General features: G+C 59.5%; 24 protein-coding genes. 11 read left to right on the top strand and 13 right to left on the bottom strand.

Annotation, left to right across the window (positions count from 1 at the left end; all coding sequences use genetic code 11):
* Nucleotides 1-74: 74 nt before the first annotated feature.
* Both metG and HDF12_RS06840 read left to right on the top strand, forming a co-directional pair.
* The gene (gene metG, locus HDF12_RS06845) at nucleotides 75-2516 is read left to right on the top strand and encodes a methionine--tRNA ligase subunit beta (protein WP_179581806.1); all 2442 of its coding nucleotides are present in this window, start codon (nucleotides 75-77) and stop codon (nucleotides 2514-2516) included.
* 242 nt (nucleotides 2517-2758) lie between these two features.
* The gene (locus HDF12_RS06840) at nucleotides 2759-3310 is read left to right on the top strand and encodes a PEP-CTERM sorting domain-containing protein (protein ID WP_179581805.1); all 552 of its coding nucleotides are present in this window, start codon (nucleotides 2759-2761) and stop codon (nucleotides 3308-3310) included.
* 62 nt (nucleotides 3311-3372) lie between these two features.
* Here HDF12_RS06840 and HDF12_RS06835 read toward each other — a convergent pair whose 3' ends face one another.
* Nucleotides 3373-3837 carry a cupin domain-containing protein gene (locus HDF12_RS06835; RefSeq protein ID WP_179581804.1) on the bottom strand — a complete coding sequence of 155 codons (465 nt, stop codon included), beginning with the start codon at nucleotides 3835-3837 and terminating at the stop codon, nucleotides 3373-3375.
* Between the two features lie 99 nt (nucleotides 3838-3936).
* Between HDF12_RS06835 and HDF12_RS06830 the strand changes: the two genes are divergently transcribed.
* The 3 genes from HDF12_RS06830 to HDF12_RS06820 all read left to right on the top strand — a co-directional run bounded on the left by HDF12_RS06830 (nucleotide 3937) and on the right by HDF12_RS06820 (nucleotide 6515).
* The gene (locus HDF12_RS06830; protein ID WP_179581803.1) at nucleotides 3937-4803 is read left to right on the top strand and encodes a TatD family hydrolase; all 867 of its coding nucleotides are present in this window, start codon (nucleotides 3937-3939) and stop codon (nucleotides 4801-4803) included.
* Nucleotides 4804-4871: 68 nt separating this feature from the next.
* Nucleotides 4872-5372: a YajQ family cyclic di-GMP-binding protein gene (locus HDF12_RS06825; RefSeq protein WP_179581802.1), complete on the top strand. Its 501-nt coding sequence runs from the start codon at nucleotides 4872-4874 to the stop codon at nucleotides 5370-5372.
* Nucleotides 5373-5510: 138 nt separating this feature from the next.
* A complete protein-coding gene (locus HDF12_RS06820) occupies nucleotides 5511-6515 on the top strand; it encodes a polyprenyl synthetase family protein (RefSeq protein WP_179581801.1) in 1005 nt (334 codons plus the stop codon).
* Between the two features lie 26 nt (nucleotides 6516-6541).
* Here the strand turns inward: HDF12_RS06820 and HDF12_RS06815 are convergent, their stop codons facing one another.
* Genes HDF12_RS06815 through HDF12_RS06805 form a run of 3 tightly spaced genes read right to left on the bottom strand, consistent with a single transcriptional unit; the run spans nucleotide 6542 to nucleotide 9440 of the window.
* Nucleotides 6542-7219 (bottom strand): metal-dependent hydrolase, encoded by a 678-nt coding sequence (locus HDF12_RS06815; RefSeq protein WP_179581800.1) that lies wholly within the window; start codon nucleotides 7217-7219, stop codon nucleotides 6542-6544.
* A 32-nt stretch (nucleotides 7220-7251) separates the two neighbouring features.
* Nucleotides 7252-7500, bottom strand: coding sequence for an exodeoxyribonuclease VII small subunit (gene xseB, locus HDF12_RS06810; protein ID WP_179581799.1), 249 nt, complete (start codon nucleotides 7498-7500; stop codon nucleotides 7252-7254).
* Nucleotides 7500-9440 (bottom strand): bifunctional homocysteine S-methyltransferase/methylenetetrahydrofolate reductase, encoded by a 1941-nt coding sequence (locus HDF12_RS06805; RefSeq protein WP_179581798.1) that lies wholly within the window; start codon nucleotides 9438-9440, stop codon nucleotides 7500-7502. The genes xseB and HDF12_RS06805 overlap by 1 nt, the downstream gene beginning before the upstream one ends.
* A 180-nt stretch (nucleotides 9441-9620) precedes the next feature.
* On the opposite strand from HDF12_RS06805, the gene HDF12_RS06800 reads away from it, so the two are divergent.
* From HDF12_RS06800 to HDF12_RS06785, 4 genes are all read left to right on the top strand, one after another.
* Nucleotides 9621-11174: a hypothetical protein gene (locus HDF12_RS06800; RefSeq protein WP_257025392.1), complete on the top strand. Its 1554-nt coding sequence runs from the start codon at nucleotides 9621-9623 to the stop codon at nucleotides 11172-11174.
* 89 nt (nucleotides 11175-11263) lie between these two features.
* The gene (gene bshB1, locus HDF12_RS06795; protein WP_179581797.1) at nucleotides 11264-11995 is read left to right on the top strand and encodes a bacillithiol biosynthesis deacetylase BshB1; all 732 of its coding nucleotides are present in this window, start codon (nucleotides 11264-11266) and stop codon (nucleotides 11993-11995) included.
* A 97-nt stretch (nucleotides 11996-12092) separates the two neighbouring features.
* A complete protein-coding gene (locus HDF12_RS06790; RefSeq protein WP_218892314.1) occupies nucleotides 12093-13031 on the top strand; it encodes a ferritin-like domain-containing protein in 939 nt (312 codons plus the stop codon).
* A 13-nt stretch (nucleotides 13032-13044) separates the two neighbouring features.
* Complete coding sequence (locus HDF12_RS06785; RefSeq protein ID WP_179581796.1) at nucleotides 13045-14064, top strand: ferritin-like domain-containing protein; 1020 nt, start codon at nucleotides 13045-13047, stop codon at nucleotides 14062-14064.
* 75 nt (nucleotides 14065-14139) lie between these two features.
* On the opposite strand, the gene HDF12_RS06780 is transcribed toward HDF12_RS06785, so the two are convergent.
* The 6 genes from HDF12_RS06780 to dcd all read right to left on the bottom strand — a co-directional run bounded on the left by HDF12_RS06780 (nucleotide 14140) and on the right by dcd (nucleotide 19419).
* Entirely contained in the window at nucleotides 14140-14760 is a 621-nt protein-coding gene (locus tag HDF12_RS06780) for a hypothetical protein (protein WP_179581795.1), read from the bottom strand.
* A gap of 228 nt (nucleotides 14761-14988) precedes the next feature.
* A complete protein-coding gene (lpxD, locus tag HDF12_RS06775; RefSeq protein WP_179581794.1) occupies nucleotides 14989-15927 on the bottom strand; it encodes a UDP-3-O-(3-hydroxymyristoyl)glucosamine N-acyltransferase in 939 nt (312 codons plus the stop codon).
* A 16-nt stretch (nucleotides 15928-15943) separates the two neighbouring features.
* Nucleotides 15944-16888 (bottom strand): lysophospholipid acyltransferase family protein, encoded by a 945-nt coding sequence (locus HDF12_RS06770; RefSeq protein ID WP_257025391.1) that lies wholly within the window; start codon nucleotides 16886-16888, stop codon nucleotides 15944-15946.
* Between the two features lie 92 nt (nucleotides 16889-16980).
* Nucleotides 16981-17682 (bottom strand): lipid-binding SYLF domain-containing protein, encoded by a 702-nt coding sequence (locus HDF12_RS06765; protein ID WP_246373545.1) that lies wholly within the window; start codon nucleotides 17680-17682, stop codon nucleotides 16981-16983.
* A 426-nt stretch (nucleotides 17683-18108) separates the two neighbouring features.
* Nucleotides 18109-18810, bottom strand: coding sequence for a helix-turn-helix transcriptional regulator (locus HDF12_RS06760; protein WP_179581793.1), 702 nt, complete (start codon nucleotides 18808-18810; stop codon nucleotides 18109-18111).
* A 54-nt stretch (nucleotides 18811-18864) separates the two neighbouring features.
* A complete protein-coding gene (gene dcd, locus HDF12_RS06755; protein ID WP_179581792.1) occupies nucleotides 18865-19419 on the bottom strand; it encodes a dCTP deaminase in 555 nt (184 codons plus the stop codon).
* Nucleotides 19420-19662: 243 nt separating this feature from the next.
* Between dcd and HDF12_RS06750 the strand changes: the two genes are divergently transcribed.
* Nucleotides 19663-19932, top strand: coding sequence for an HU family DNA-binding protein (locus HDF12_RS06750; protein ID WP_158943184.1), 270 nt, complete (start codon nucleotides 19663-19665; stop codon nucleotides 19930-19932).
* Nucleotides 19933-20013: 81 nt separating this feature from the next.
* On the opposite strand, the gene priA is transcribed toward HDF12_RS06750, so the two are convergent.
* The 3 genes from priA to HDF12_RS06735 form a co-directional block, all read right to left on the bottom strand.
* Nucleotides 20014-22704, bottom strand: coding sequence for a replication restart helicase PriA (gene priA / locus HDF12_RS06745; RefSeq protein ID WP_179581791.1), 2691 nt, complete (start codon nucleotides 22702-22704; stop codon nucleotides 20014-20016).
* Between the two features lie 61 nt (nucleotides 22705-22765).
* Nucleotides 22766-23773, bottom strand: coding sequence for an AraC family transcriptional regulator (locus HDF12_RS06740; RefSeq protein WP_179581790.1), 1008 nt, complete (start codon nucleotides 23771-23773; stop codon nucleotides 22766-22768).
* Nucleotides 23774-23780: 7 nt separating this feature from the next.
* Nucleotides 23781-24842, bottom strand: a complete 1062-nt coding sequence (locus HDF12_RS06735; RefSeq protein WP_179581789.1) for an NAD(P)-dependent alcohol dehydrogenase — start codon at nucleotides 24840-24842, stop codon at nucleotides 23781-23783.
* A gap of 219 nt (nucleotides 24843-25061) precedes the next feature.
* Here HDF12_RS06735 and HDF12_RS06730 point away from each other — a divergent pair, with 219 nt between their 5' ends.
* Nucleotides 25062-25733: a ribonuclease T2 family protein gene (locus tag HDF12_RS06730; RefSeq protein WP_179581788.1), complete on the top strand. Its 672-nt coding sequence runs from the start codon at nucleotides 25062-25064 to the stop codon at nucleotides 25731-25733.
* Nucleotides 25734-25827 lie beyond the last annotated feature (94 nt).

Below are 25827 nucleotides of genomic sequence, written 5' to 3'. Positions count from 1 at the left end.
ACCGGGCGAGCGGCAACCTCCCGTCCCACCAGCCAACATCATCCCTCTGCCCTGCTAGACTTAGGCATATCGTCATGCCTGAAGCCCCGCAAAAGTTCTATCTCACGACCCCTATCTACTACGTCAACGCACGCCCTCACATCGGCCATGCGTACTCGACCATTGCGGCCGACGTGATCGCGCGCCGCCACCGCCTGCTTGGCGACGACACCTTCTTCCTCACCGGCACCGACGAGCACGGCCAGAAGGTCGAGCGCTCCGCCGCCGCCGCCGGTATTCCGCCCCTCCAGTTCGCCGACCAAGTCTCCGCCACCTTCCGCGCCCTCTGGGACCGCATGGGGATCACCTACAACGACTACATCCGCACCACCGAGCTCCGGCACACCGAGGCCGTCCAGAAGCTCTTCCAACTACTCCTCGACCGTGACAAGTTCTACCTCAGCAGCTACACCGGCCAGTACTCGATCGGCGAGGAGATGTTCGTCGATGGACCTCCCGGTACCATCGGCCCCGACGGCAAGCCGACCGAAACCGTCACCGAAGAGAACTACTTCTTCCGCCTCTCCGAATACCAGCTTCCCCTCATCGACCTGATCGAGAGCGAGAACCCTGAGAGCCGTCTTCTGATCCAGCCCGAGTCGAGCCGCAACGAAGTCCTCAGCTTCCTTCGCGGCAACGTAGCCGAAGCCACCGACCGCGGCGAGGTCCTCGAACTGTCAGCCCTCGGCAAGCCCTATGTTCCCGGCGCCCTCAAAGACCTCTCCATCTCGCGCACCAGCTTCAAGTGGGGCATCCCCGTGCCCGGCAACGAAAAGCACGTTATCTACGTCTGGCTCGACGCTCTGATCAACTACCTGACCGGTATCGGCTACGGCAGCGACAACCCCGCCGACCAGGAAAAATTCAAACGCTACTGGCCCGCCGACCTTCACCTCGTAGGCAAGGAGATCACGCGCTTCCACTGCGTCTACTGGCCCGCAGTCCTGCTTGCCGCCGAGATCCCCACTCCAAAATCCGTAGTCGCCAACGGCTGGTTGCTCTTCGACGACAGCAAGATGTCGAAATCGAAGGGCAACGTCGTCCGCACCGAGACCATCCTCGACGCCTTCGGCACCGAAGTCTACAAAAAGCAGTTCCCCGACAGCACGAAGAAAGAACAGGACCTCTTCGCCGCCGACGTCCTCCGCTACTTCCTCCTCCGCGAGATCCCCTTCGGACAAGACGGCAGCTTCAGCTTCGACGCCATGATCACCCGCTACAACGCCGACCTCGCCAACGGCTACGGCAACCTAGTTAGCCGTACTCTCGGGCTGATAGTTCAAAATTTTAGCGCGGGAGATATCGAGGGTTCGCCAAGGGGGGTTGCTCGGGTCCCTCCCTTGACCGATGGCAACGATACGCTCGCGTTCATTTACAGCAATAATCTGCGTGCGCACGCCGATACTCTAGCGGATCTTGATGCGACGGAGAATGAATACACTTTTGGATCGAGACTTCAAAGGATTTTCGACCTAATTCAAAAGGTTGATGTCTTCATGACTGAGGAAAAGCCTTGGAAGCTCGCAGCGCAGCTTAAGGCATCGTCCACGACGACCTACCTAGATGCAGCGAAGCAGACGGAGTTTGAGGAGGAGTTGCGAAAAGACGTCATCCAGCTTGAATGCATACTTTACACTGCTGCCGAATCCATTCGGGTTATCTCCGCCCTGCTTTACCCCGTCCTTCCCTACTCTACAGCCAAAGTGTGGGCCCAATTGGGCCTCGGCGACATCGAAGACGCCGCGAAAAACGGCGAACTGAAAAATCTTAAATGGGGAGGCTTGAAACCCGGCACAAAACTTGGCCCACTCGCCCCCATCTTCCCCCGAGCAGACAAAGGACTCGCGCAAATCATGACCGACATGGAATCCCCGACCACCCCACCAAAGCCCGAGCATCCGAAGCCCTCCAAGTTCGTCGACGAGACGACCACCCACACCTCCGCGGCTCCCACCGACCCCACCGATCCCGCCGCCGCCCCCCGCACCTCCTACCTCGCCGAAGCTGCGCCTGGAACCACCGTCGGCGGAAGTCACGCCGTCAGCACCGAGCGCACCGGCACGCCCTCGCACACCGAAGCCCCCGCCTCGGGCATCTTCGCCAACTCTGCCGCGCAGTCGAACATCTCCGGCACTGCGCCCGACACCCCGCAGATCGTCATCGACGACTTCGTCAAGATCGACCTTCGCGTCGCGCAGATCGTCGTCGCCGAGCGCATCCCCAAGGCCGACAAGCTCCTACGCCTCGAGGTCGATCTCGGCTACGAAAAACGCCAGATCCTCTCCGGCATCGCCGAGTGGTACACGCCCGAAGAGCTCCTCGGCAAAAAGATTGTCGTCATCGCCAATCTCGCACCACGCAAGATGCGCGGCTTCGAATCTCACGGCATGCTGCTGGCCGCCTCGCACGGTGAAGACGGAAAGCCCGTCCTCGCAACCTTCGGCGAAGAGATTGCCCTGGGCTCTCGCCTACGTTAGACATCGTTAAGGCCGCAAGCTGGATGCTACCTTGCCGGTCTCATGCGACGGCGGCATCCAGCGCAGCAAGTCCGTTTTAATCGTCGTCGTATACCCAATCACTGTTGCCACGAAGACCCGCGCCAGTACTCGCATCATTGGAAAGCTGCGTAAAACAAGACCAAGAATCTCCTTGACATCCCGCCAGGCCGGTCGCATCCTTGTCCGTAAATTCGAATAGCTTCAAGAAGGAAGCTCTCATTATGAGAAATATTGTCTTCCCACTTGCTCTTCTTTTCTCTGCCTTCGTCCAACCTCTAACCGCCCGCGCCGACACGATCGACGGCTTCGTCCTAACCGGCAATGGCCTCGACATCACGTTCTCCCTGCCGGCCTCACCTCCGGGCAATGAGAGTACTTGCCCTACAGGCATCATCACCTCCTGCCTCCCGGGTTCGGAGACCTCTTTCTCCGCGTCCACAATGGTCACAACCAACGGCGTCTCCAGCGAGGAGAGCATCGTCTTCCCGACGGGCCGCTTCCTCGGAGGCCTGAGCCTTGGCCTGATCCCTGGAAGACTGTTCGGCGAGCAGCTCTTCGCACCGGACGCCGCCAATCCTACCTTCCTGACAGGGACTTTTGACCTGACTGCGCTCAACCCCAAAGGGTCCCCACCTTTCCTCGATTACAGCCTCACAATTACGCCCGAGACGACCGCACCGACGCCTGAGCCCTCGACGCTGGCCCTGCTGACCACTGGTGTCCTCGGCCTCGTTAGCCTTGCGCGAAGGAAGTATAGCCGGGACTCGCGTTAGTTGGATTCATCCCATTGATCTGCCATCCTTAGTCTGTCATCGACCACTCGCCGCATCCTCATTCAGACGATCGCCTTCTGCACGCCGATTGCAACGACAAAGTAGTTCGCCATCACGTCGCCAACGTTCTTCAATCCGTGCAAGACGCCTGACGCGGTGAAGATGACTCCGCCCGGCTCGACGATGCCCGTCTGTCCGTCACTGGTGACTTCGAGCTTCCCCTCGCGAATCATCAGGAACTCCGAGTGCGTGTGCCGATGCGGCTGGTGCGGCATCTGGCCGGGGGGCAGCGCAGTCTCGTGCACCTCAACAAACTCGCCTGTAGCCAGCCGCCCCTGGATCACCGCACGGCTCGCTCCGCCATTCGCCGAAGCATGCACGGGCAGCTTGTCGAAGGGAAATATCTCCGAGTGAGCGAGCACGGGTTCTGCCGCCCCGGTACCGCTCTGCCCCTCCGCCATCACACCGCCCATCGCCGCCAGAGCCGAAAGAGCAACACAAAGATCACGCCGATTAAGATTTTTCATGCCGACATACTACGCGGTCCGAACTATACCAGTCACGCACTCCTTCGCCGCCTCCCTGTCGGCCTCAATGTCGCGCCCCGATGGGATACCCTGAAAGAGATGCCTCTCATCGACTCTCACGCTCACCTCGACTTCTACACCGAGACCCCAACGGAGCGCGAAGAAGTGCTGCGCCGCGCCTATACCGCAGGCGTCCATACCATCCTTGCGATCGGCATCGGTGATGGTCCCGCGACCATGCACCAGGCGCTCGAAATCGCCAGCACGGCCATAGGCGTAGGACTTCCGCAAATCTACGCAAGCGCAGGGATTCACCCGCAGGAGGCAACTCACGCCACCCCCGAAGCACTCGACAAGCTGGCCGCGCTGGCTGACCAGGAGAGGTGTATCGCAGTTGGTGAAATCGGGCTCGATTACTACCACTTCGACAACCCCGACATCGCCACGCAGAAGCAGGCTTTCATCGACCAGATGCGTCTTGCGGCGAATATGCGTAAGCCAATCCTGATCCACTGCCGGACCAGCGAACTCGCAACCGCGCAGGCCAAGGAGAAGTTCGGCGAGGCTGACGCCTGGGAGGACCTTCTTGCGCTCATCGACCAACACTGGACGCCGCATGCGCTAGGCGGCATCATGCACTGCTTCTCTGGTACCGTCGACCAGGCGGAACGGTCCCTCGCCTCAGGCTTCTATCTCTCCTTCGCGGGGAACCTTACCTATCCGAAGGCGCAGGCCATCCGTGACGCCGCCGCCATGGCCCCGCCGGACCGTATCCTCGTCGAAACCGATGCGCCGTTTCTCGCGCCAATTCCGCTTCGTGGCCAACGCAACGAGCCTGCTTTTGTCACACATACCGCGGCAGCCCTGGCGGAACTTCGCGGCATCTCACCAGAAGAGCTCGCCACCCAGACGACAGCGAACTTCAAAAATCTGTTCCCCACAACCCGCGAAGCTCTCAAGCGCTGACATAATAGAGATCGACCGAGTTACAGACGAATAGAGATCGACAAAGTTACATAAGAAGGAACACACCCATGGCATCCGATAACAGCTTCGATGTAGTGAGCAAAGTAGAGATTCAGGAAGTGAAAAACGCCATCGATCAGGCCTCGAAGGAGGTCCACGCCCGCTTCGATCTCAAGGACTCGAAGTCGAAGATCGAGCTCGAAGGCACCGACACCATCCAGCTCGCCTCGCAGGACGAGTATAAGCTGCAGGCCGTCACCGAGATCCTCTCGCAGAAGCTGGTCAAACGCGGCGTCTCGCTCAAGAACCTCGAGTTCGAAAAGATCGAGCCGGCAGCCAACTCCAGCGTTCGCCAGAAGATCAAGCTCGTCCAGGGGATTCCGTCGGAGAAGGCGAAGATCATCGTCGCGGCGATCAAAGACTCGAAGAAGAAGGCGCAGGCCAGCATTCAGGGCGACACCGTGCGCGTCGTCAGCAAAGACCGCGATGTTCTGCAGGAGGTCATGGCGCTTCTGAAGGGCAAAGATATCGGCGTCGACCTTCAGTTCACCAACTTCCGCTCCAACTAACCTGCGTCCTCTTCCTCAAGGCGGCAGAAGGCCTCGTTTCGCTGCCGCTCACCAACCCATTGCTGCGATCAAAATTCTGACTTACTTTTTCGAGCCTATTCTGAAGCCAAATCCACATCCTGATACTCTGACTAGTAAGTGAGCACGCTCTCCATCGCGACCGCAGCCGAGGTGTTCGACCTCCTCCGTGACGATCTAGCCGCCATCGAGCAGGAGTTCTCCCGCCAATCGGCTTCCAACGTCGAGGTCATCACCGACATCGCGCGGTACCTGATCGCTGGGGGCGGTAAGCGCATCCGGCCGCTTCTTCTGCTGCTCTCGGCCAAGGCTCTAGGCTGTACCAGCGAGAGCCGCATCCGTCTCGGCGCCGTCGTCGAGATGCTTCACACCGCAACCCTGGTCCACGACGACATCATCGATGAAGCCGACACGCGCCGCGGACGCCCCTCTTCCAACACGACATGGGGCAACGCCAAGTGCGTTCTCGCGGGCGACTGGCTCTACATGCAGTCCTTCTCGGCGGCCCTTGAGGAGCGGAACTTTCGCGTCCTTGAGTTGCTGATCTCGCTTACCCAGCAGATGGTCGAGGGCGAGCTGCTCCAGATTGAAAAGCTCGGCCACCTTATCAACGAAGAGGAGTACTTCGACCTCATCTTCCGCAAGACCGCCTGCCTCTTCAAGGTCTCGATGCAGCTCGGTGCGGCGATCACGCCTGCTCACGGCTTCGGTGACCCCGATGAACTCGAATCCCAGCTCGGCGAGTACGGCCGCAACCTGGGCCTCGCCTTCCAGATCGTCGACGACGTTTTAGACCTGACCGCCGCTGAAGATGTCCTCGGCAAGCCTGTCGCCTCGGACCTGCGCGAAGGCAAGGCCACTCTCGCCGTCATCCACGCGCTCGAGCGCGGCACCGGAGCCGACCGCGAGGCCATCCGCACCGTCCTCGCCGACCGCAGCTTCGCCCGTGTCTCCCACCCGCAGATCCTTGAGATTCTGCAACGCCACGGCTCCATCGACTACGCCATGGACACCGCCTGCGCCTACGCCGAAGCAGCCCGCCTCACCATCGCAGAGCTGCCCGACTCCGACGCCAAGCGCGCGCTCCTCTGGGTACCCGGCTTCGTCACCAGCCGCGACCGCTGACATCGAAAGATCCCGCGAAAGAGAAACTAGATCACTGCCTCACCCATCTCTGCGCGCAGCGCACGATGCTGATCAAACCACCACGCCCACGGAATCAAAACTAACTCAGCAACGATTCCAGGCCACGCAATATCTTGTGCGACGTTAGCAGGTGGACTACTGAATCGATCTCCAAGGTATAGCACCAGCAGCAACACGACATAAGCGAGAAATCCGTATCGCCCAACTCGATCGCGAGCGCGAGTAACGCCAACATACAACCAGATGCCCAGCAGAAACATGGTCAATTCGACGGCCAGCGTTGCGCCCACATGGTTCCACAACCCCAGACCGAACAGAGGACTGCCAGGATAGAGTGGCATATCCGGACGATGCGTAATCCAGTCGAGTAACCAGTGGCTCACCACGCCAATCCAAATCACAACCGCGCCACGCCGATAGCGTGTGGTCAGGTAGTACAGAAGCCCGAACGCCGAGGCCCAGACAACTGACATCAACAAGCTGTGCGACCACGGAAAATATTCAAGATCGAGCGGAGTAAACCGCGTATTGCCAGGGTCGATACGTACTCGCTCCCAGCCAGTCAGAAGAAACACCGGCCACAGCATATCCAGAAACATGGGGGCCGCAATCAGGGCACCCATGTTGGTACGAGGCGCAAACTTCTTGCTCGCAAAACCGACTGCGAAATGACCGAGAAACATGATCGGGACCTGCCCTCCCTACGGCCCAGCCTCTACTCCTCGTCGTCACCCAACTGACCATTCTCAGACATATCCAGATCCTCCACCCCTTTCTTACCCTTACCCTGCTCCACCAGCACCTGGATCTTTCCCTCTGCTGCCTCCAGCTCCTTCTTGCATGCGTTCGAGAGCTTCACACCCTCCTCGAACAGACGCACCGACTCGTCGAGCGAAAGGTCTCCGCGCTCCAGCTTCTCCACCACCGTCTCCAACGCCGTCAACTGCTCTTCAAAGTTCGCCATTACACAACCTCAACCTCCGCCAGACCGAGCACATCAGCCGCGACGCCGTAGCGTCCGAAGGGCGCACTCACCTGAACGCCCTGCACCATCGGCCTTGCCTCGGCCAGCATCTCCTGCGCAATCTTGACGCCCTCCAGCCTGCCTGCTTCGGGGGTCAGCGCCTTGGCCATCCGCGCCATAATCTCATCCGGCATACTCACGCGCAGATCGTTCTTCATAAACTCTGCGTTGCGCAGACTAGTCAACGGCCAGATGCCCGCGATCACCGGAATGCGGAAGCCTTCAATCCTGCGCAAAAACTCTTCAAGCACGCGCATATCGAAGACGGGTTGCGTGATGGCGTACTCCGCCCCAGCCTCTACCTTGAACGCGAACCGGCGAACCTCCTGATCCATATCCTGCACGCCGGGGTTCGCCGCTACCGCAATGGAGAAGCCAGTCGACTCTCCAATAGAGTTGTTACCGATGTCGAGCCCGTAGTTCAAATTCCTCACCACATTCACCAGCCCGATCGCATCGACATCGAACACCGCCGTCGCATTCGGATAGTTGCCCAGCTTCGGCGGATCGCCCGTCAGGCACAGAATATTTTTCAACCCAATCGATGACGCACCCAGCAGATCGCTCTGGATGCTCAGCACGTTGCGGTCGCGGCAGGTGTAGTGCAGAATCGTCTCGATGCCGACATGCTGTTGAATCTGCACGCACAGGCTCTGCGCACTCATCCTCGCGCTGGCCCGTGGCGAATCCGGCACATTGATCGCATCGACGCCGAGCCGGTGCATCTGCATCGCGCCGTCCAGTTCCTTGCTGCAGTCAATGCCTTTGGGCGGCACAATCTCCACCATCGTGACAAACTCGCCCGCCGCTACCATCGATCCGATCTTCGACCGTTCGGCCAGCAGTGGTGGAACAACTTTGCTCTCCTTCTGGCTCGCAGCTTTTTGCGTTCCGTCGCGCTGCATCACCTCGATGCCGCCCTCCATCGCTCCCAACGCCCGCAGCGAACTCTTCATTGCACGCGTATAGCTCGGCGTGGTTCCGCAACATCCGCCAACGATGCTCGCGCCCGACTTTACCAGCTTGCGGGTAAAGCTGGCCATGTACTCGGGCGACGTAAGATAGATCGTCCGCCCCTCGACGGCCCGTGGAATTCCCGCGTTCGGCATCGCAGCCAGCGGCAGCGTCGTCACCGGACGCATCCGCTCAATCACGCTCAACACCGTCGCCGGACCCGCGCTGCAGTTGCATCCCACAGCGTCTGCGCCCCACTCCGTCAGCTTGATCGCGGCAGTCTCCGCCGATGCACCGTCAAGGCAGTTCCCGTCTTCATCGACCGTCATCATTACGACGACGCAAACTCCCGGAGCCACACTGCGCGCGGCCAGAATCGCCTGCTCCGCCTCGGTCAGCGACGTCATCGTCTCCACAATCAGCAGATCCACGCCCACGCCGGGCCCACCCTCCACCAAAGCACGAATCTGTTCCGCAAAAGCCTCCTGAGCCTCCTCGAGTCCAACCTTACCCAGCGGCTCCAGCCTCACGCCCAGCGGCCCGATCGACCCCGCCACAAACGCCTCACAGGCCTGCTTCTCCCGTATCTGGTTCACGCACTCCCGCGCCAGCTTCACGCCAGCTACGTTGATCGCACGCACCTGATCCTGCAACCCATGCTGGCCCAGGCGAAACCTGTTTCCCCCAAAGGTATTGGTCTCGACGACCTCCGCACCCGCCTGCAGGTATTCCGCGTGAATCTCCCGCACCAACTCCGGTTGCGACAGATTCAGTTCGTCGTAACACCGATTGATGAAGACGCCCCGCGCGTACAGCATCGTGCCCATGGCTCCATCGCACAGCACTGTCCCGCCGTCAAACAGCCGGTCGGCCGCAGCATATCCTGCAACAGACACCAACTCCTCACCACCTACGCCATCCGCCATAGCCGTCTCCAAGTGTTCTCACCATCTTAAGCCACCCGGCGGATCCGCTCCAAACCAATAAAACTCAACCCTTTGCTGATTGCTCCCAAACCGTGGACTGGCCGAGTCCTTTGTTATACTCGGCAGATAGCCGTGGCCGCCAAAATTATGCCGCTGCGCTCAGGTTGGAGTTAGTTACCGTTGACGAATCGAAGTCTCTTTACCCAGTCTCTCCGTGCCCAGATCTTCTGCGGCCTCCTGATCGCCGCTGTCACGCTGGGCCTCACAGCCTGCAGCACGCAGTTCTACAAGTTCCCGCAATACACCTTCGCCAATCGGCCCATTCCTCCCAGCAAGCTTGCCCAACGGGTGATGGTTGGTGTCACTGCCAACGGCGGCACCAGCGGCAGCCTGCAGATCCTCGATGCGTTTCGCGACCTCCGCAACAACGTACAGAACACCAAACCATCATTCTCCATCAGCGGATACTCGTCCGGTTTCCCCAATCTCATCCTCAACTTCCCCTCTGAGATCACCGGCTACGTGTACTCCAACACGCTGGGCGACGTGCAGATCATCAACTACGGTACCGAATCCACCGTCGGCTCTGCCGGCACCTTCCCGGCCAAGTCAACCAGCATCGCTGTCCCTCCAACCTTCGGCCACGTCTACTCTGCCGAAGAGGGCGCAGGCTTGCTCGGCATCATCGACAAGACCACCGGCGCAACCTACGGTCTTAATCTCCCCAACGTCTTCCAGGTCGTCGTCAACCAGGGCGACACCGTCATACTTGCGATGGTCCGCAACTCCAACTCGCTCTACCGCGTCATCAAGCTGAACGCCAACCAGTACCTCACCTCGACCGCCGCCATCGCCGCAATTGGCGCGGTGGATTGTCAGCCCTTCAACCTTCCCGCCTACTGCATCATTCCCGTCAACACCGGAACCAACGCAAACGCCTTCGACCGCCCTACCGGAGCCTACTTCTCCCTCGACGGCAACACTGTCTACGTTCTCAACTGTGGAGCAGAGTGCGGTGGAAACACCTCCAGCGTCACTTATCTCTCGCCCGGCGCGCTTCAAGTTAACAGTTACACCAACAGCACTGTGCCTGCACAACAGAACCCGAACGCCTTCGTCTCGAATCTCCCGGTTGCTGGCGGCGTCACAACGGCAGTCTCCGATGGAAATAATCTCTACGTCGCAGGCCAGCAGCGACAGCCCGACGGTCTCTTTGCGGGCAATCTCTCCATCATCAGCCTCGCGACCAACGCCGTTACCAGCACCACCTCCATCTCCGACGGCACTCACACCAAAATCCTCTTCGCCGACGACAACACTCTGTGGATCGGCTCTCAGTTCTGCGCCACAGGCGAACGCGCGGCCCGCGCAGCGCAACAGATCGCAGCAGGCCAGGCCACCGACCAGAGCGCCAACTACAACTGCCTCACCCGCGTTGTTCTTCCTTCAGGTTCGGCCGGCCCCAGTGCATCGATCATTCCTGCGGTCACGCAAAGCACAACGTCGCCGGTCGTCGTCCCTTATCCAAATACGAACCAAAACCAGTTCTACTACGGCGACCTGACAGGACTCTGCTGGGTCCAGGGCTTCCACAAGGTCTACACCGCCTACGGTGGACAGGTTCATGCCTTCAACACTGCAGACGGCTCCGAGATCAACAACGCGAACATCACCGTTCAGGGCACAGCCCTCGACGTAGCCTACATGGACGCCGTTACCGACGCTGCCAACTAATGCCCGGCTTAGGGAACAGGCCTTAGGTCCGGAGAAGATCCCGCCTCTGGTCTCCCCGCCTGAACCCTAGGCTGTACGCCCTAAGTCCTATGCCCTCGCCCACCCAACTCGATATCCTCGCCATAGCAGCCCATCGCGACGACGTCGAACAGACCTGCGGCGGCACTCTTCTCGCCATGCACGCTCGCGGCTGGACCACCGGCATCCTCGATCTCACCCAGGGAGAGTCCGGCACCCGCGGCACCGCAGCCGACCGCGAAGCCGAAGCCACCGCCGCAGCCCGCATCCTCAACGTAGCCCATCGCGAGGCTCTCGACCTTCCCGACGGCAACGTCGAGAACACCCTGCTCAACCGCCTCAAGCTCGCCGCCGTTCTTCGCCGCCTGCGACCCCGCGTGGTCATCCTTCCCTACTGGCAAGGCCGTCACCCCGACCACTACACCTCGGCCACGTTAGGCTATGAAGCCTGCTTCGTCAGCGGCCTTGCGAAAGTCATAACGCCCGGCGACCCCGCCCCACCTCATCGGCCCTACAAGATCCTCTACGCAAGCCTCTACGCAGATGTGCGCCCCACCTTCGTCGTCGACATCACACCCTTCGCCGAGCAGCGCCTGCAATCTCTACTGGCTTACCGATCCCAATACGGCACTCAACCGGAGGGCACCGGCCTCTTCGTCCCCGAAGATGAGATTCGCGAGCGAACCTTCGCCACCGCCCGCCACTATGGTCTGCTTGCCGGCGTCCGCTACGCTGAACCCTTCGTTCAAAAGGAAGTCAGTCTCGTTGATGACGTGATGCTTCTTTCTGTTCCATCAATCTAACCTTTATTTTCAAAGCATCTGTAAATCCGATACACTCCACAGTGCGTCATCCAAATGACATAGGAAGCCAGCACCACGCACTGAGGAGAGGTATATTGTGGAAAAAAAGCTAAACGAACTAATAGATAAGGCTCTGTCCCGCCGAAAGTTTCTGGCCGGAGCAGGTACAGCAGCCGCTGGGGCAATGATCATCGGTTGCAACAGCAGCACACCAGCGCCCACCACCACGCCGACACCGACGCCAACCCCGCTCGACATTCCCGACAACGACATTCTGAACTTCGCCCTCAACCTCGAATATCTTGAGGCCGAGTTCTACCTCTACGCATCAACCGGCTCTGGTCTCTCCTCGGCCGATGCACTCACGGGTGCAGGTACCACCACCGTTCCTCAGGGAATCAAGGCAGTGCCATGGACCAATTCGGTCTTCGCTCAGTACGCCGCCGAGATCGCGCAGGATGAACTGAATCACGTTCGCTTCCTGCAGGCAGCCATCACAAAAAACAGTGGAACGCCAGTTCCCCGTCCTGCTCTCGACCTCACCTTCTTCGGTCCCCTCGCGGTCGCCGCAGGCATTACAACGGCACCCACCTTCAATCCCTTCGACAGCAACAACGACTTCCTCATCGGAGCATTCGTCTTCGAAGATGTAGGCGTTACCGCTTACACTGGCGCTGCTCCCCTGCTCGCCAACAACAACATCCTATCCGCCGCCGCCGGCATCCAGGCGACGGAGGCCTACCACGCAGCAGAGATCCGCACCTTGATCACTGCCGTTGATGGTGCGGCTGGCAATCAGACCTACACCACGATTGCCAACCAGGTGTCGGCTCTCCGCGGTAAGCTCGGCGGCGGCAATGAGACCACCCTCAGCGTCAGCAGTATCGTCGCGGCCGATCCCACCAACGCCATCGCCTTCCACCGCACAACCGACCAGGTTCTGCACATTGTGTACGGCGCACTGGGCGCGGGCCTCTCCAAGGGCGGCTTCTTTCCCAATGGTCTCAACGGCAACATCTCAGTAACAGCTTCCTAAGGACGGAGACATCATGGCAACTTTAGAGACACAGCAACTCGATGAAATTATCGTAAGTACCCGCCGAAAGATGCTCACCAAGGGAGGCGCCGCGCTGGCTGCTCTTGCCTTCGGCGCAACAACGACACCCAAAGCAGAGGCCCAGGCAGCCGCCATCGGTGACTCGGACATCCTCAACTTCGCCCTCAACCTGGAGTATCTCGAGGCACAGTTCTACAACCTCGCAGTCTATGGCGTCACCATCGACAAGCTGCCGACGCCGATCCCCGTCAGCGTCAACGGCGTAGCCGCTGGAACCGTCACCTTAAGCCCGACCTTCTCCAAGGTCCCGTTCGCGCTTTCGTACGTTCAGGCCTATGCCACCGAGACAGCTACCGAAGAAGGCAAGCACGTCACCTTTCTCCAGGGCGCTCTCGGATCCAAGGCAGTCTCGATGCCCAACATCGACCTGTTCAACTCCTTCAACGCTCTCGCAGCTGCAGCGAACATCGCAGGCGGGACTTTCAACCCCTTCGCAAGCGACGCAAACTTCCTCATCGGCGCCTATATCTTCGAGGACGTGGGTGTCTCCGCATACCACGGTGCTGCCCCCTTGATCACCGACAAGGTCAATGTCCTCCCGGCTGCAGTAGGTATCCACGCCGTCGAGGCCTATCACGCCGGCCTCATCCGCACCACCATCAACGGTCTCGATGGCGGCGGTGGCACCGGACCGCTCAGCACGTTGACTCAGATGATCTCGGCGGCTCGCTCCTCGCTGGCCAATCCTGATCCTAAGAACCCGATCACAACTCCGTTTGTAACCTTCACAGGCTCAGCGGCAGACGACATCGGAGTCTCCACGACCCAGGTAGCGCTCAACACCGCCACCGCGAACATAACAGCCTCAACCATCGTCGACTGCGATCAGAACTCTCTGGGCTGGTCCCGTAACACCTCCCAGATCCTCGCAATCGTCACCGGTACGACGCCAACCGCAACAGTCCATCAGGGAGTCTTCTTCCCCAATGGCCTCAACGGTCTCATCGCATAGCTCCACGCACCACATCAACAAGAAAAGAGCCGCGGCCTCAAAGCCGCGGCTCTTTTGCATCTCCAGCGAACTCACTCAAACAACCGCACGAACTCGAAGCCGCTCCCTCACAAACCCCGCCACCTCTTCCGTCACATAGACCGGCGGTCTCATCGCAAGTACCGGCGTCCCCTCTACCAGCTTCAGCGAAACTCCCTTCCACTCCGGCCTTCCCAACACGCCCTCAGCTACCAGCACGGCGTCCGCGCGGTCCAAAAAGTACTTAGCCGAATCTTTGAAGTCTGCAGTCTCCGGATCGAGCACGCTCAGATAAAGATCCGGCCGCAGAAACCGCAGGATGCTGTTCGACTCGATCACCGCGTTCTCCGCTCGCGCGATCTCCTTCCGAATACGCGGCATCGCCTCCGACAGGTCGCCCTGCCGCGTCCTCACCCAGAACGAACGCATCGCACCCGCCGCCAGATACCGTCCCGAATCCGTCGTAGCATCGCCCCCCACTCGCTCCTCGCTGACTGCCACCGTATGCTCAGCGGTCTCGCAGTCGCACGGCTCGCCATTAGCCGAGCACATCCCATGCCCGAATTGCGTAATCTTGAACGCGGTCCAATGCATCTCCGGCATCGCGGCGATCAACCCAGCCACCACGCTTGTCTTTCCGATATTCCTCGTATGTCCGCCAACCACCACAATCGCCATCACTCACCGCACAATCCAGTAATTTTAGTCGCTCTTGCCAGGCGGATGTCCTGCCGGACGGGCCCACTGCGCGTGGCGCGGGCGTTCGCACGCCTTTTTAGAGTTTCGCGCGGTCCTCCCGTTGGTCGGAGTCCTCTTCCTTCGCGACCAACGGGAGCGCCAACCGAAGGGGTATACGAGTCACGAAGTGACCACCCCACGCGCAGTGGGCCCGTCCGGCAGGACACCTCAACGCCGCTTCAACCTCGCAAGATCCCGCAGATACTCCTTCAAAGGTCGCGCGGGCCGGCCCCAGAACACCTCGCCCGGCCCCCGCATCTTCTTCCCGCTCAGCACGCCAGCCCCACCGCCCAGGATCACACCCGCTCCCACCGTCGCGTGCTCTCCAATCCCCACCTGCCCACCAAGAATCGCGCCATCCTCCACCACACTCGAACCCGAGATCCCCGTCTGTGCCGCGATGATCACGTTCTTCCCAATCACGCAGTTATGCCCAATGTGCACCAGGTTATCGATCTTCGTGCCACGTCCGATCCGTGTCTCCCCCAGCGCACCACGGTCGATCGTCGTATTCGCCCCGATCTCAACATCGTCCTCCACCACCAGCCGCCCCTGCTGCGGAAAAATCAAATACTCTCCCGTCTCCGCACTCCTCACATACCCAAATCCTGTCGACCCCAGCACCGCCCCCGCCTGCACCACCACGCGGTCCCCCAGCATCGTACCCGCGCAAATCGTCACCCGCGCACCAATCTCACATCCACTCCCAATCACCACACCGTCGCCAAGCACAGCACCCGGCCCAACCGCCGTCCCCACGCCAATCGCCACCTTCTGCCCCACCACGGCCGAGGCATGCACTCCCGCCCGAACCCCATCCACATTCAACTTCCGCGCCACCAAGGCAAACGCATACCTCGCATCCGCCACCCACAAAATCCGCGGATCCGGCGTCCGATAGGGAGGTAGCTCCGCCGACTCCAGCTTCCTGCTCGCCAGAATCACGCCAGCCCTCGACCGGAGCGCCCTGCCCAGCGCCTCCCCATCGACCGCAAACACAACAGAGCTTTCGCCAGCGTCCTCGATACTCGAGACCGACGTAATCTCCACCTCCAACAGCGGTGCGCTCACCCCAACCCAGTCCGCGATCTTGCTCATCGTTGTCATCAGTAAATCCCCGCCATCAGTAGATCCCCTCTTCTCCCGGAGGCCGCGTCTTCCATCGCCGATGCATCCAAAGCCACTGATCAGGATACCGTCGAATCGTTGCTTCAATCGCCGCCGTAAACGCCGCTGTATTTGTAACCGCATCGGTTTCAGAATCTCCCGTATGCGTCACCTCAAGCTCTCTGCCGAAGCGCAGCACGTACTTCTGCTCGCTCTCCTCCCACAGCAGAAACCCCGGCAGTACCGCCGCTCCCGTCTTGCCTGCAATCCGTGCCATCCCCGAGGCCGTACAAGCCTGCACTCCAAAGAACGGCACAAACACACCCTGCGGCGGAGTCATATTCGTGTCCATCAGAATCCCAACCGTCTCCCCCGCACGCATCGACGCAATCAATCCCCGCGCAAAGTCGTCCTTATGAATCACTCGATTTCCATGCAGGCACCGGATGCGGTTCACAAACTCATCCACCAGCGGATTATCCAGCCGCCGTATCACCATCCCCATCGGCATCCCCATCAGCGAGTGATAAAAACTCGACAGCTCCCACGCCCCCAGGTGTCCCGTCAACACCAGCACCCCCTTCCCGCGCTCGCGAGCCGCCAGGTAATTCTCCAGTCCCTCATAGCGAATAAACCTGCTCGCACTCTCCGGCGTGTATCCCGGCATCAGGCAGAACTCCGCCAGCAGCCAGCCAAGACGCCGGTACAACGACCGCAGAATCCTCTCACGCTCCACCTCCGGCATCTCAGGAAACGCGAGCTTCAGGTTCCGTGCGCCCACTCCACGTAGCCGTCCCAACCCGTGAAACGCAATCGTCGCAATCCCCTTGCCCACCGACCTGGCCACTCCACGCGGAAACAAACGCATCCCACGAACCGCCAACCACACCACGGCAAACTCAACTCGTTCGCGGAAGCTCACCTCCGCGTCAACCTGCTCTTTTTTTGGAACCTTGCTCAAGCCTCTAGTCTACCGATTCCCATCCTCGACGCCTTAAAAACAGAAAGGGCGGCCAAATCAGCCGCCCTTCCATGATCAAACAACAAATGCCACTACCGGTTCTTGGCAACCACAAAATACTTCGCCACCGTTCGCACAAACGGACGAGCCTCAACCGGAGTCACTTCCTTGCCACCAAGAATCTGTTCGAACTGAATGTCGGAACCGTACAGCGCGCGGGTGTCGTCCTGATTCTGCGACAGCACCGTGCCATCGAGATCGATGCCGGCAAACAGCCCCTTGCTACGCGAGTAGCTTAGAAACTCCGCATTCAACTTCCAGTCCGTTCCAGCCTGGGCATTTCGTCCCACTGGACCAGCAGAGGCAGCAGCATCAGCTCCCAGCTTGAACTTGTTCTTCAACATGTCCTGCAGACCCTGCTGATTCATCGCAATCAACACGAGGTCCGTCGCCTGACCGCCAATCTGGAACCCGAAGCTGCCCCCGGCTAGTTGAACGCAAACCGGAGCGCTCCACTTTCCGCTAGGCGTACGACAAGTCGCGACACCCTGTCCGTACTGCGCTCCCACAACAAAGGCGCCCTTCTTAAAGCTCGGAATCACTACCACGCACGATGCACCCGACAGAATCCCGCTTGGTATGCCTTTATCTGGTGTCGCCATGATCTGGTTAAGCACCTCGCCAGCAGCGGTCATACGATCCGCAATCTTCGCCTTATCGCCCTGCGCATGCGCAGACAGAGAACCGGCCATCATCGCCAAACCACAAAGTGCCACTGAAATCTTCTTCAACATTATCGTTATCCCTTTCACGTTCTTGTCTATATTTTGGAGAGGGCTCAGCAAGCTGCCTATTTCCAACAATATGTAGGATGGGCCGAAACCGCTCCAAGTTGTCCGTCAACACAAACGGAACCAGCATATGTCAATATGACCACACACACCCGAAAAAATGGGGGTTGTAGAGATAGTGTCGGCAGAACTCCGACGCTATCTCTACAACCCCTCTCCCAGGTCTGTGTTGCTTGGTAGTACTTTGCCCCACATTACCTTCGCTCACAACGGTACGAAGGTGGGTAGACCTTTGAGCGGTTTTTGTTAACTTAGTAGTTAACGCTATTTGGACAATAAAAATCCACTAACTCATCCTGTATCAGCATTTGCAACGAACGAGACCCACCAACGGTTCCAGTCGATCAAATTTCTTACCAAAATTCCGGGTTACCGCTTCAGCAACAGCTTCTGTTTGACGGCCTGAACAGACAATGCGATGCGATTATCAACCCCGACCTTCCGCATCAGGTTGCCCACATGCTTCTTCACAGTGCCCACGTCGATTCCAAGCTCCCGGCCAATCGTCGGGTTAGGATGCCCGGCAGCCAGCAAACGCAGCACCTGCAGCTCCCGTTTCGTGAACTTCGGCTCCTTGGCTGGTTTGGTCGTCGTCTCCGCGCCAGCTGAAGTCGACTCCAGCAACCGCGCCAAAACCTTGCGGGGAGCCCACACCGACCCATCCTGCACCACATCGATCGCCATCCGAATCTCGCTCTCCTTCGCCGAATGGGCCAGGTAGCCCTTCGCTCCGGCGCCGATAATTCGTTGAATGTGTTCGTGATCCTCCTCCAGCCCAAGCACCATCAGCCGAAAACGGGGGCGCGTTCTGCGAAACGTTGCCAGCAGCTCAAAGATGTGCTCGGTGCAAGCCGAATCGATCAGGATCAACGACACTCCCGACGCATCCAGCGCCCCCGGAACCGACAGAGGAACAACCTCCACCGGTCCGCCGTCAGGAAAGATCGTCTGCAATCCCAAGATTCGCAACGGATCCGCAGCCACGAGTCCGACGCGCAGAGATCCCTTGGCCTTCTTAACCTTCTTGTCTTTTGTGTCCTTCATCGCCTGCGCAGCCCCTTTACTCAGCATCGTGCATTTAGTAGGCCGTCTTCAGCGCTTCAGAAAAATCGTAACTCTGTAGTTTTATAGCTTAGGCAGCACGATTCCCTGCTGATTTTGATACTTCCCCTTCCGATCCGCATAGCTGACCTCACACACCTCGTCGGATTGAAAGAAAAGGATCTGGCAGAGGCCTTCGTTCGCATATACCCGCGCCGGCAAAGGCGTTGTGTTCGAGATCTCCAGAGTCACATAGCCCTCCCACTCCGGCTCGAACGGCGTAACGTTCACGATAATCCCGCACCGCGCATACGTCGATTTGCCTACGCAGATCGTCAGCACATCGCGAGGAATCTTGAAGTACTCAATCGACCGCGCCAGCGCAAAAGAGTTCGGCGGAACGATCACGCTATCGGCCTGCACCGTCACAAACGAGCGCTCATCGAAAGCCTTCGGATCGATGATCGCGCTGTTGACGTTGGTAAAGATCTTGAACTCGTCCGATACCCTCAGATCGTACCCATAAGAAGAGAGTCCATAAGAGATAACACCCTCTCGAACCTGTTTTTCGCTAAACGGAGAGATCATTCCGTGTTCGTTCGCCTGCTGGCGAATCCAACGGTCGCTTTTAATTGCCACTCTGGTGTGCCCCTTCAGTCCTGCTTTTTGAAATTTCTTCAATTCTCGCAGAAGGTGATATCCCTAATTGTCGCAGAAGGGTGTAAATTGGGTGCGGTAGTGTCCCAGGTCCCATTGCGTCATTAGATTCTTCATCTTACGGTAGCGTTCTTTCGTTGACAATCTGAGTTTGAGTTTCTAACATCACCGTACTACCAGGTCAGCATCCAGTTTCAAAAAAATTACAGCCCAAGGGCGGCCCAGATGATTAAGCAGGATCTCATACAGAGGGTGGTAGAAAGAACCGGCCTTCCAAGGACAAAAGCAGAGTCGGCTGTCGATGCGATCTTTGAAAGCATGAAAGCCACTCTCATCGCGGGAGATCGCATTGAACTCCGCGGATTTGGTGTATTTACCGTCAAGCCGCGCAAAACCGGAATCGGCCGCAATCCCAGGACCGGCGCCGAAGTCACCATTGCCCCAGGCAAAGCAGTTCGCTTCAAGCCAGGCAAAGAACTCCATCTGCTTGACTAGAGCATTTGGCTAAGTCTTGACGCACCAGCAGTCGCGACTTGTTAGCATTAACCTCCCCAACATTTCACCGCCAACGATGCGTCACATCAGGTGCACAGCATCCACGTCGACCATCAGGTTTCGGCGCGCAATCCCTTGCGTCTCCGCATAAGCCAGCATCGCCCGCAGCGTCTCGCCCAGCGTCTGCCGCCGCTCCGCCTTCAGCACAAAGTGGTACCGGTAAATCCGCTTCAACCGGACAATTGGTGCCGCCGCCGGCCCCAATACTCGCACCTTATCCAACCGAGCCTTCTGAAACCATCGCCCCAGCGTTCCCGCCCACGCCGTGGCCTCCTCCAGCTTCTCGCTCTGAACCACCACATTCGCCAGCACCGCAAACGGCGGATAGTGCATCCATCGCCGATACTGCATCTCCTTCGCTACAAACCCAAGATAGTCATGCTTCGCCGCGAACTGAATCGCGTAGTGATCCGGATGGTACGTCTGCACCAGCACTTTCCCAATCAGATCCCCACGCCCCGCCCGGCCTGACACCTGGGTCAGCAACTGGAACACTCTCTCCGCCGCGCGAAAGTCGGGCAGCCCGAGTTGGAAGTCCGCCCCAATCACTCCAACCAGCGTCACTCCATGAATGTCATGTCCCTTCGCGATCATCTGCGTCCCCACCAACAGATTGATCTCGCCCCCATGGAGCCTCGCCAGCAGCCGCTCCATATCACTTCGCCCGCGCACCGTATCGCGATCCATCCGCCCAATCCGCGCCGTCGGAAACAGCTCCTGCAGCCTCTCCTCTCCCTGCTGCGAGCCCACTCCAAGAAAATAAAGATGTTCACTCTCACACTTCGGACAAGCCTTGGGCACCGCCCGTCGCGATCCGCAGTAGTGACACTCCAATCGCTGTCCCGGCTGCGCAATCGCATCATTGCCACTCACCGGCTTGTGATAAGTCATCGACACCGCGCAGTTCTCGCACTCGATCTTCTCCCCGCAGCTCCGGCACAACACCGTCGACGAGTACCCCCGCCGATTCAACAACAAAATCACCTGCTCCCCGCGGTCGAGCGTAGCCTGCGTCTCCTCCATCAACCTCCGCGAAAAGATCTGCTCCTGCCCCGTCTCGCGAAACTCCTCCCGCATATCCACCAGCTCCACCAGCGGCATCGGCCTGTCCGCAACCCGCGCGCGCATCTCCACCCGCGCATACCGCCCCTTCTCCGCATTCGCCCAGCTCTCAAGCGAAGGCGTCGCCGACCCCAGCACCACCACAGCTTCATTGAACTTCGCCCGCATCACCGCCACATCCCTCCCGTGATACCGCGGCGTCTCCTCCTGCTTGTAGCTCGAGTCATGTTCCTCATCCACGATGATCAACCCCAGATCCACCATCGGCGCAAACACCGCAGACCGCGTCCCCACCACAATCCTCGCCTCACCCCGACGAATCCTGTGCCACTGCTCTGCCCGCTCATCCGGCGTCAGCTGCGAGTGCAGCAGTGCCACCTCACCGCCAAACGCCGCCACCATCTGCCCTGCCATCGCCGGCGTCAACCCGATCTCCGGCACCAGCAGCAACGCGCTCTTCCCCGCATCCAGCGCCCTCTGCATCGCCGCAAAATAAACCGAGGTCTTTCCACTCCCCGTAATCCCATACAGCAGATGCGGCCTGAACCCACCCTTCTCCATCGCTGCCGCGATCGTCCCGAGCGCCTCCATCTGCGCCTCATTCAAAGCATGTTCATGCGCATGCTTCTTCCTCTTCTCGCCCGCATGCATCGTCCTGTTCTCTTGCGCATGCATCGTCCTGTTCTCTTGCGCATGCAACGTCGTATCCTCTTGCGCATGCAACGTCGTGTCCTCTTGCGCACGCATCGTCCGGTCCTCGGGGGCACGCAAGTTCCTGTTTTTTTGGTTGTCATTCCGCAGCGCAGCGGAGGAATCTGCTTCTTCTCCACCCTCCGCAACCAGCCCTCCCATCCAGAACTCCCGCTTCACCTCTTCAACCCCCACCAGCCCGCGCTTCACCAGCGTCCCTAACGTAGACTCCGGCACTCCCGCACGCGTCAAACTCAACCGCAGATCCCGCACCCGCATCCGCCCACCCACCGCTGCCAGCTCCGCCAGAATCGCCGTCTGATTCTCATTCAACTTCGGCAGTCGAGCCTCCGCCACCAGCACCGCCACCTTCTCCAGCCGCCTCGCATCCCGCTCCTCCGCCACTGCCTCCCTCACCAGCCACTTCTTTCGAACCATTCCCTCCAAGAGCCCTTTATTCGCCCCAGTCGCCGACCGCAGCGCCGACATCTTCGCCGCCTCGCCCCCCTCCAGATAATTCAGCACCGCGTACTCCCGATTCTGCTCCTCCACCGTCAGCTTCGATCGCCGCGAAGACCCCTTCACCGCCCCCTCATACAACACCTTCCTCCCAGCCTCCGCGATCCGATAAGAAAAATGCCGCTTCACCTCCGCCGCCAGCGGCAGCATCCCTCGCAGCCCCTCACCCAGCGGCGCGACATAGTACTGCGCGATCCACCCCGCGAGCTTCATCAGCTCCTCCGGCAGCAGCGCCGCATCATCCAACACCTGCTGCACCGGCTTGATCTCAAACTCCTCCACCGGCGCATCCTCATGCACCCGCACCACCACGCCCATCAGCCTCTGCCCACTGAACGGCACCAGCACCCGCGCCCCCACCACCGGCACCACCCCATTCACCGCATAGGTAAACGTCCTATCCAGCGGCACCGGCAAAGCAACATCGCAAAACAAAGCCATCCCACCAGCTTAACCGACCAGCCCCCACAGCCCGATCTCCACCCTTGCCCTCGCGAAGAATCTACAAAGCAGCCTTCGCCCGCTGCGCTCCCCGCCAGTGCGCCGGCGGAACACCCTCCCATATCCGAAACGCCCTCACAAATGAGTTCGAATCCTCATATCCCAGCAGGTGTGCCGTCTCACCCAACTCCAGCAACGAGTTGGTCAAATAGTGCCGCGCCAGCTGATGCCGCGCCTCTTCCAAAGCCTTCTGAAAGCTCGAGCCGGCATCCTGCAACCGCCGCTGCAGCGTACGAGAGCTGATATGAAGTTCGCGAGCGATCTCCTCCATCTTCGGACGGCTCCCCGTAAGCTTCCTCTGAATCGTCGCGCGAACCCGCTCCGGAAAACTCTCCTCGCCCTTATGCTGCTTCAACTCCTCATCCAGTTGCGGCGCAAGCATCGCCAACAGCTCCGCATTACGAGTCACAAAGCGAAGCTCAGCATCCGACGGGCGAAACACAATCGCATTACGCGCCGCACCAAACACAACCGCGCAGCCAAAGTGGCGCTCAAGAGATCTTGCATTCGCACGCGGCCGTTGCAGCTCAAGACGCAACGGCGAAACCCGCACTCCCGTCCCAAGCCGCGCAATCCCAAGTACCCACGCGAAGCAAAGATCCGTCAGCACCGCGGGCTCAGCCTCGTTCGCCAGCAGCCAACGAAACTGAATAGTCCACTCCGCGTCACCCGGCTCAAGCACAACCTCCTCCGGACAAGAGAGTTGTTTATAGCGCGCGATCTGCCGCATCGCCTCACCAAAGCTGCCCGTCGAAAGAGCCGCAAGCACCACAGGATCGAAGTGCTCAGCCTTCGTCTCCGTGCCCAACACAAGCCCGATGGCGGGATCAGAGCTTACCTGCCCAATCCCCCGCCACAGCGCAAAGAACTCTCCTGTCGATAAGAGAATGCGAGGTTGATCGAGCAGACCCGAAGGCAACCCCGCACGCTCCAGAACAGAGGACACACGAACTCCCGACTCGTTCAACTTCGACGCTAGACGGCCGGAAACCCGAAAATGCTTACTCATCGTTGAACTACGCCGCACCTTTCAGAGAGGCCATGTCGATGACGAACCGGTACTTCACGTCAGCCTTCAGCAACCTCTCGTAAGCATCATTCACCTTCTGAATAGGAATGATCTCGACATCCGCGGTGATGTTATGTTTGCCGCAGAAATCAAGCATCTCCTGTGTCTCCGCAACGCCCCCGATCGGCGAACCCGACAGACTACGGCGACCGAACAGCAGGCCGAATGCAGACACCGACAACGGCTTCTCCGGCGCACCCACCAGGCAGAGATTCCCGTCGCGGCGCAGCAGATTCAAATAAGCGTTGATGTCGTGGTCAGCCGACACCGCATCGAGGATAAAGTCGAAGCTGCCCGCATGCTTTGCCATCTCGTCCGCATTGCGAGAGATGACAACCTCATCTGCTCCCAGACGAAGAGCATCGTCCTTCTTGTTAGGCGAAGTCGTAAACAGTACGACATGCGCACCCAGCGCATGAGCGAACTTCACTCCCATGTGGCCAAGTCCGCCAAGGCCCACAACGCCAACCTTCTTGCCCTTCGTCACGCCCCAGTGATGCATCGGAGAGTAGGTCGTAATGCCGGCACAGAGCAGAGGAGCAGCTCCCGCGGGATCAAGATTGCTCGGAACCTTAAGGACAAATCTCTGGTCCACAACAACACTGTCCGAGTAGCCGCCATACGTGACGCCGCCGGTATGCTTGTCAGGAAAGTTGTAAGTGAGCGTCAAGTTCGGGCAGAACTGCTCCAGGCCCGCCTTGCACTCCTCGCACACACCATCCGAGTCGACCATGCAGCCGACCGCAACAACGTCGCCGGTCTTGAATTTAGTTACAGCCGAGCCGGTCTTGGTTACACGGCCCACAATCTCATGACCGGGAACGCACGGATAAACAGTGGGCATCACACCGCTCCACTCATTACGGGCCTGGTGTAGATCAGAGTGACAGATTCCGCAGAAGAGAATCTCGATCTGCACGTCTGTCTCGGTTGGATCGCGCCGCGCGATCGTAGTGGATGCAAGCGGCGATGACGCACTGGCAGCGGAGTATGCTTTTGCGTTGTACATGGTTCAAATGTAGACCGTCACAACTGGTCACTGATATGCGAAACACGCCATTCTATATGCAGAATACGCCTCCACTCTTCGATTCAAAAATATTCGGTGACATCCGGAAACGCACCGCCAACCCTGCGAAGACGCACAACAACAAGTCCACTCCTTACAGAACATGGCATCGTTAGTTCGCTGGCGTCATCCATCCACAAACGCTATCCTTCTCCCACTATGAAGAAGAAAGCCGCACTCTCGCTTCTGATCCTTCTTCTGCTCACCGCCTGCAACCCGCCTCCTCGACCCACGCCTGAGCCCGCTCCACGTCCAGGTGCGGCCGCAGCGCAAGCCATCGAACCCATCACCACTCAACCCTTCGACTACTACCTCCTCAACCTCTCCTGGTCCCCCGAATTCTGCCACTCACACCCCACCGCAACCGAGTGCGCCCAGCGCCCCGCCTTCGTACTGCACGGCCTCTGGCCTCAAAACACCAACGGAGGCTATCCGCAGAACTGCTCCACCGACCCCGGTCCGCGCGATCCCTCCTCCTACTCCGACATCTATCCCGACCCCGGTCTCCTCCGCCACGAGTGGCGCACCCACGGCACCTGCTCCGGCCTCTCTCCGGACGCCTTCTTCACCCTCGCCCGCACCGCCTACAAGGCGGTCGCCGTCCCGCCAACGCTCGCTCAGCTCAATCACCAGATCTCGCTCACGCCCGCCCAGCTCATCGACCTCTTCCAGACAGCGAACCCTTCCATCCCCGCCGCAAGCCTCGCCATCAGCTGCGGCAACAACTACCTCACCGCCGTCGAGGTCTGCCTCGACAAGCGCGCTCAGCCCACCCCCTGCGGACCCGTCCGCTCCTGCCGAGCCAACTCCGTCCGAATCACACCACCCTGACCCACGAACCTCTCCCCGAAGTCGTCATCCTGACCCTGAGCGTCCCCGAAGGGGAAGGATCCCTGTATTTCGCAGTTGCGCTTGCAATTGCGGT

The sequence above is a fragment of the Tunturiibacter gelidiferens genome (genome assembly GCF_013410115.1).
Taxonomy (GTDB): domain Bacteria; phylum Acidobacteriota; class Terriglobia; order Terriglobales; family Acidobacteriaceae; genus Edaphobacter; species Edaphobacter gelidiferens.
The sequence above is the reverse complement of the archived record's forward strand: the minus strand, read 5'-3'. Positions and strand labels throughout refer to the sequence as shown.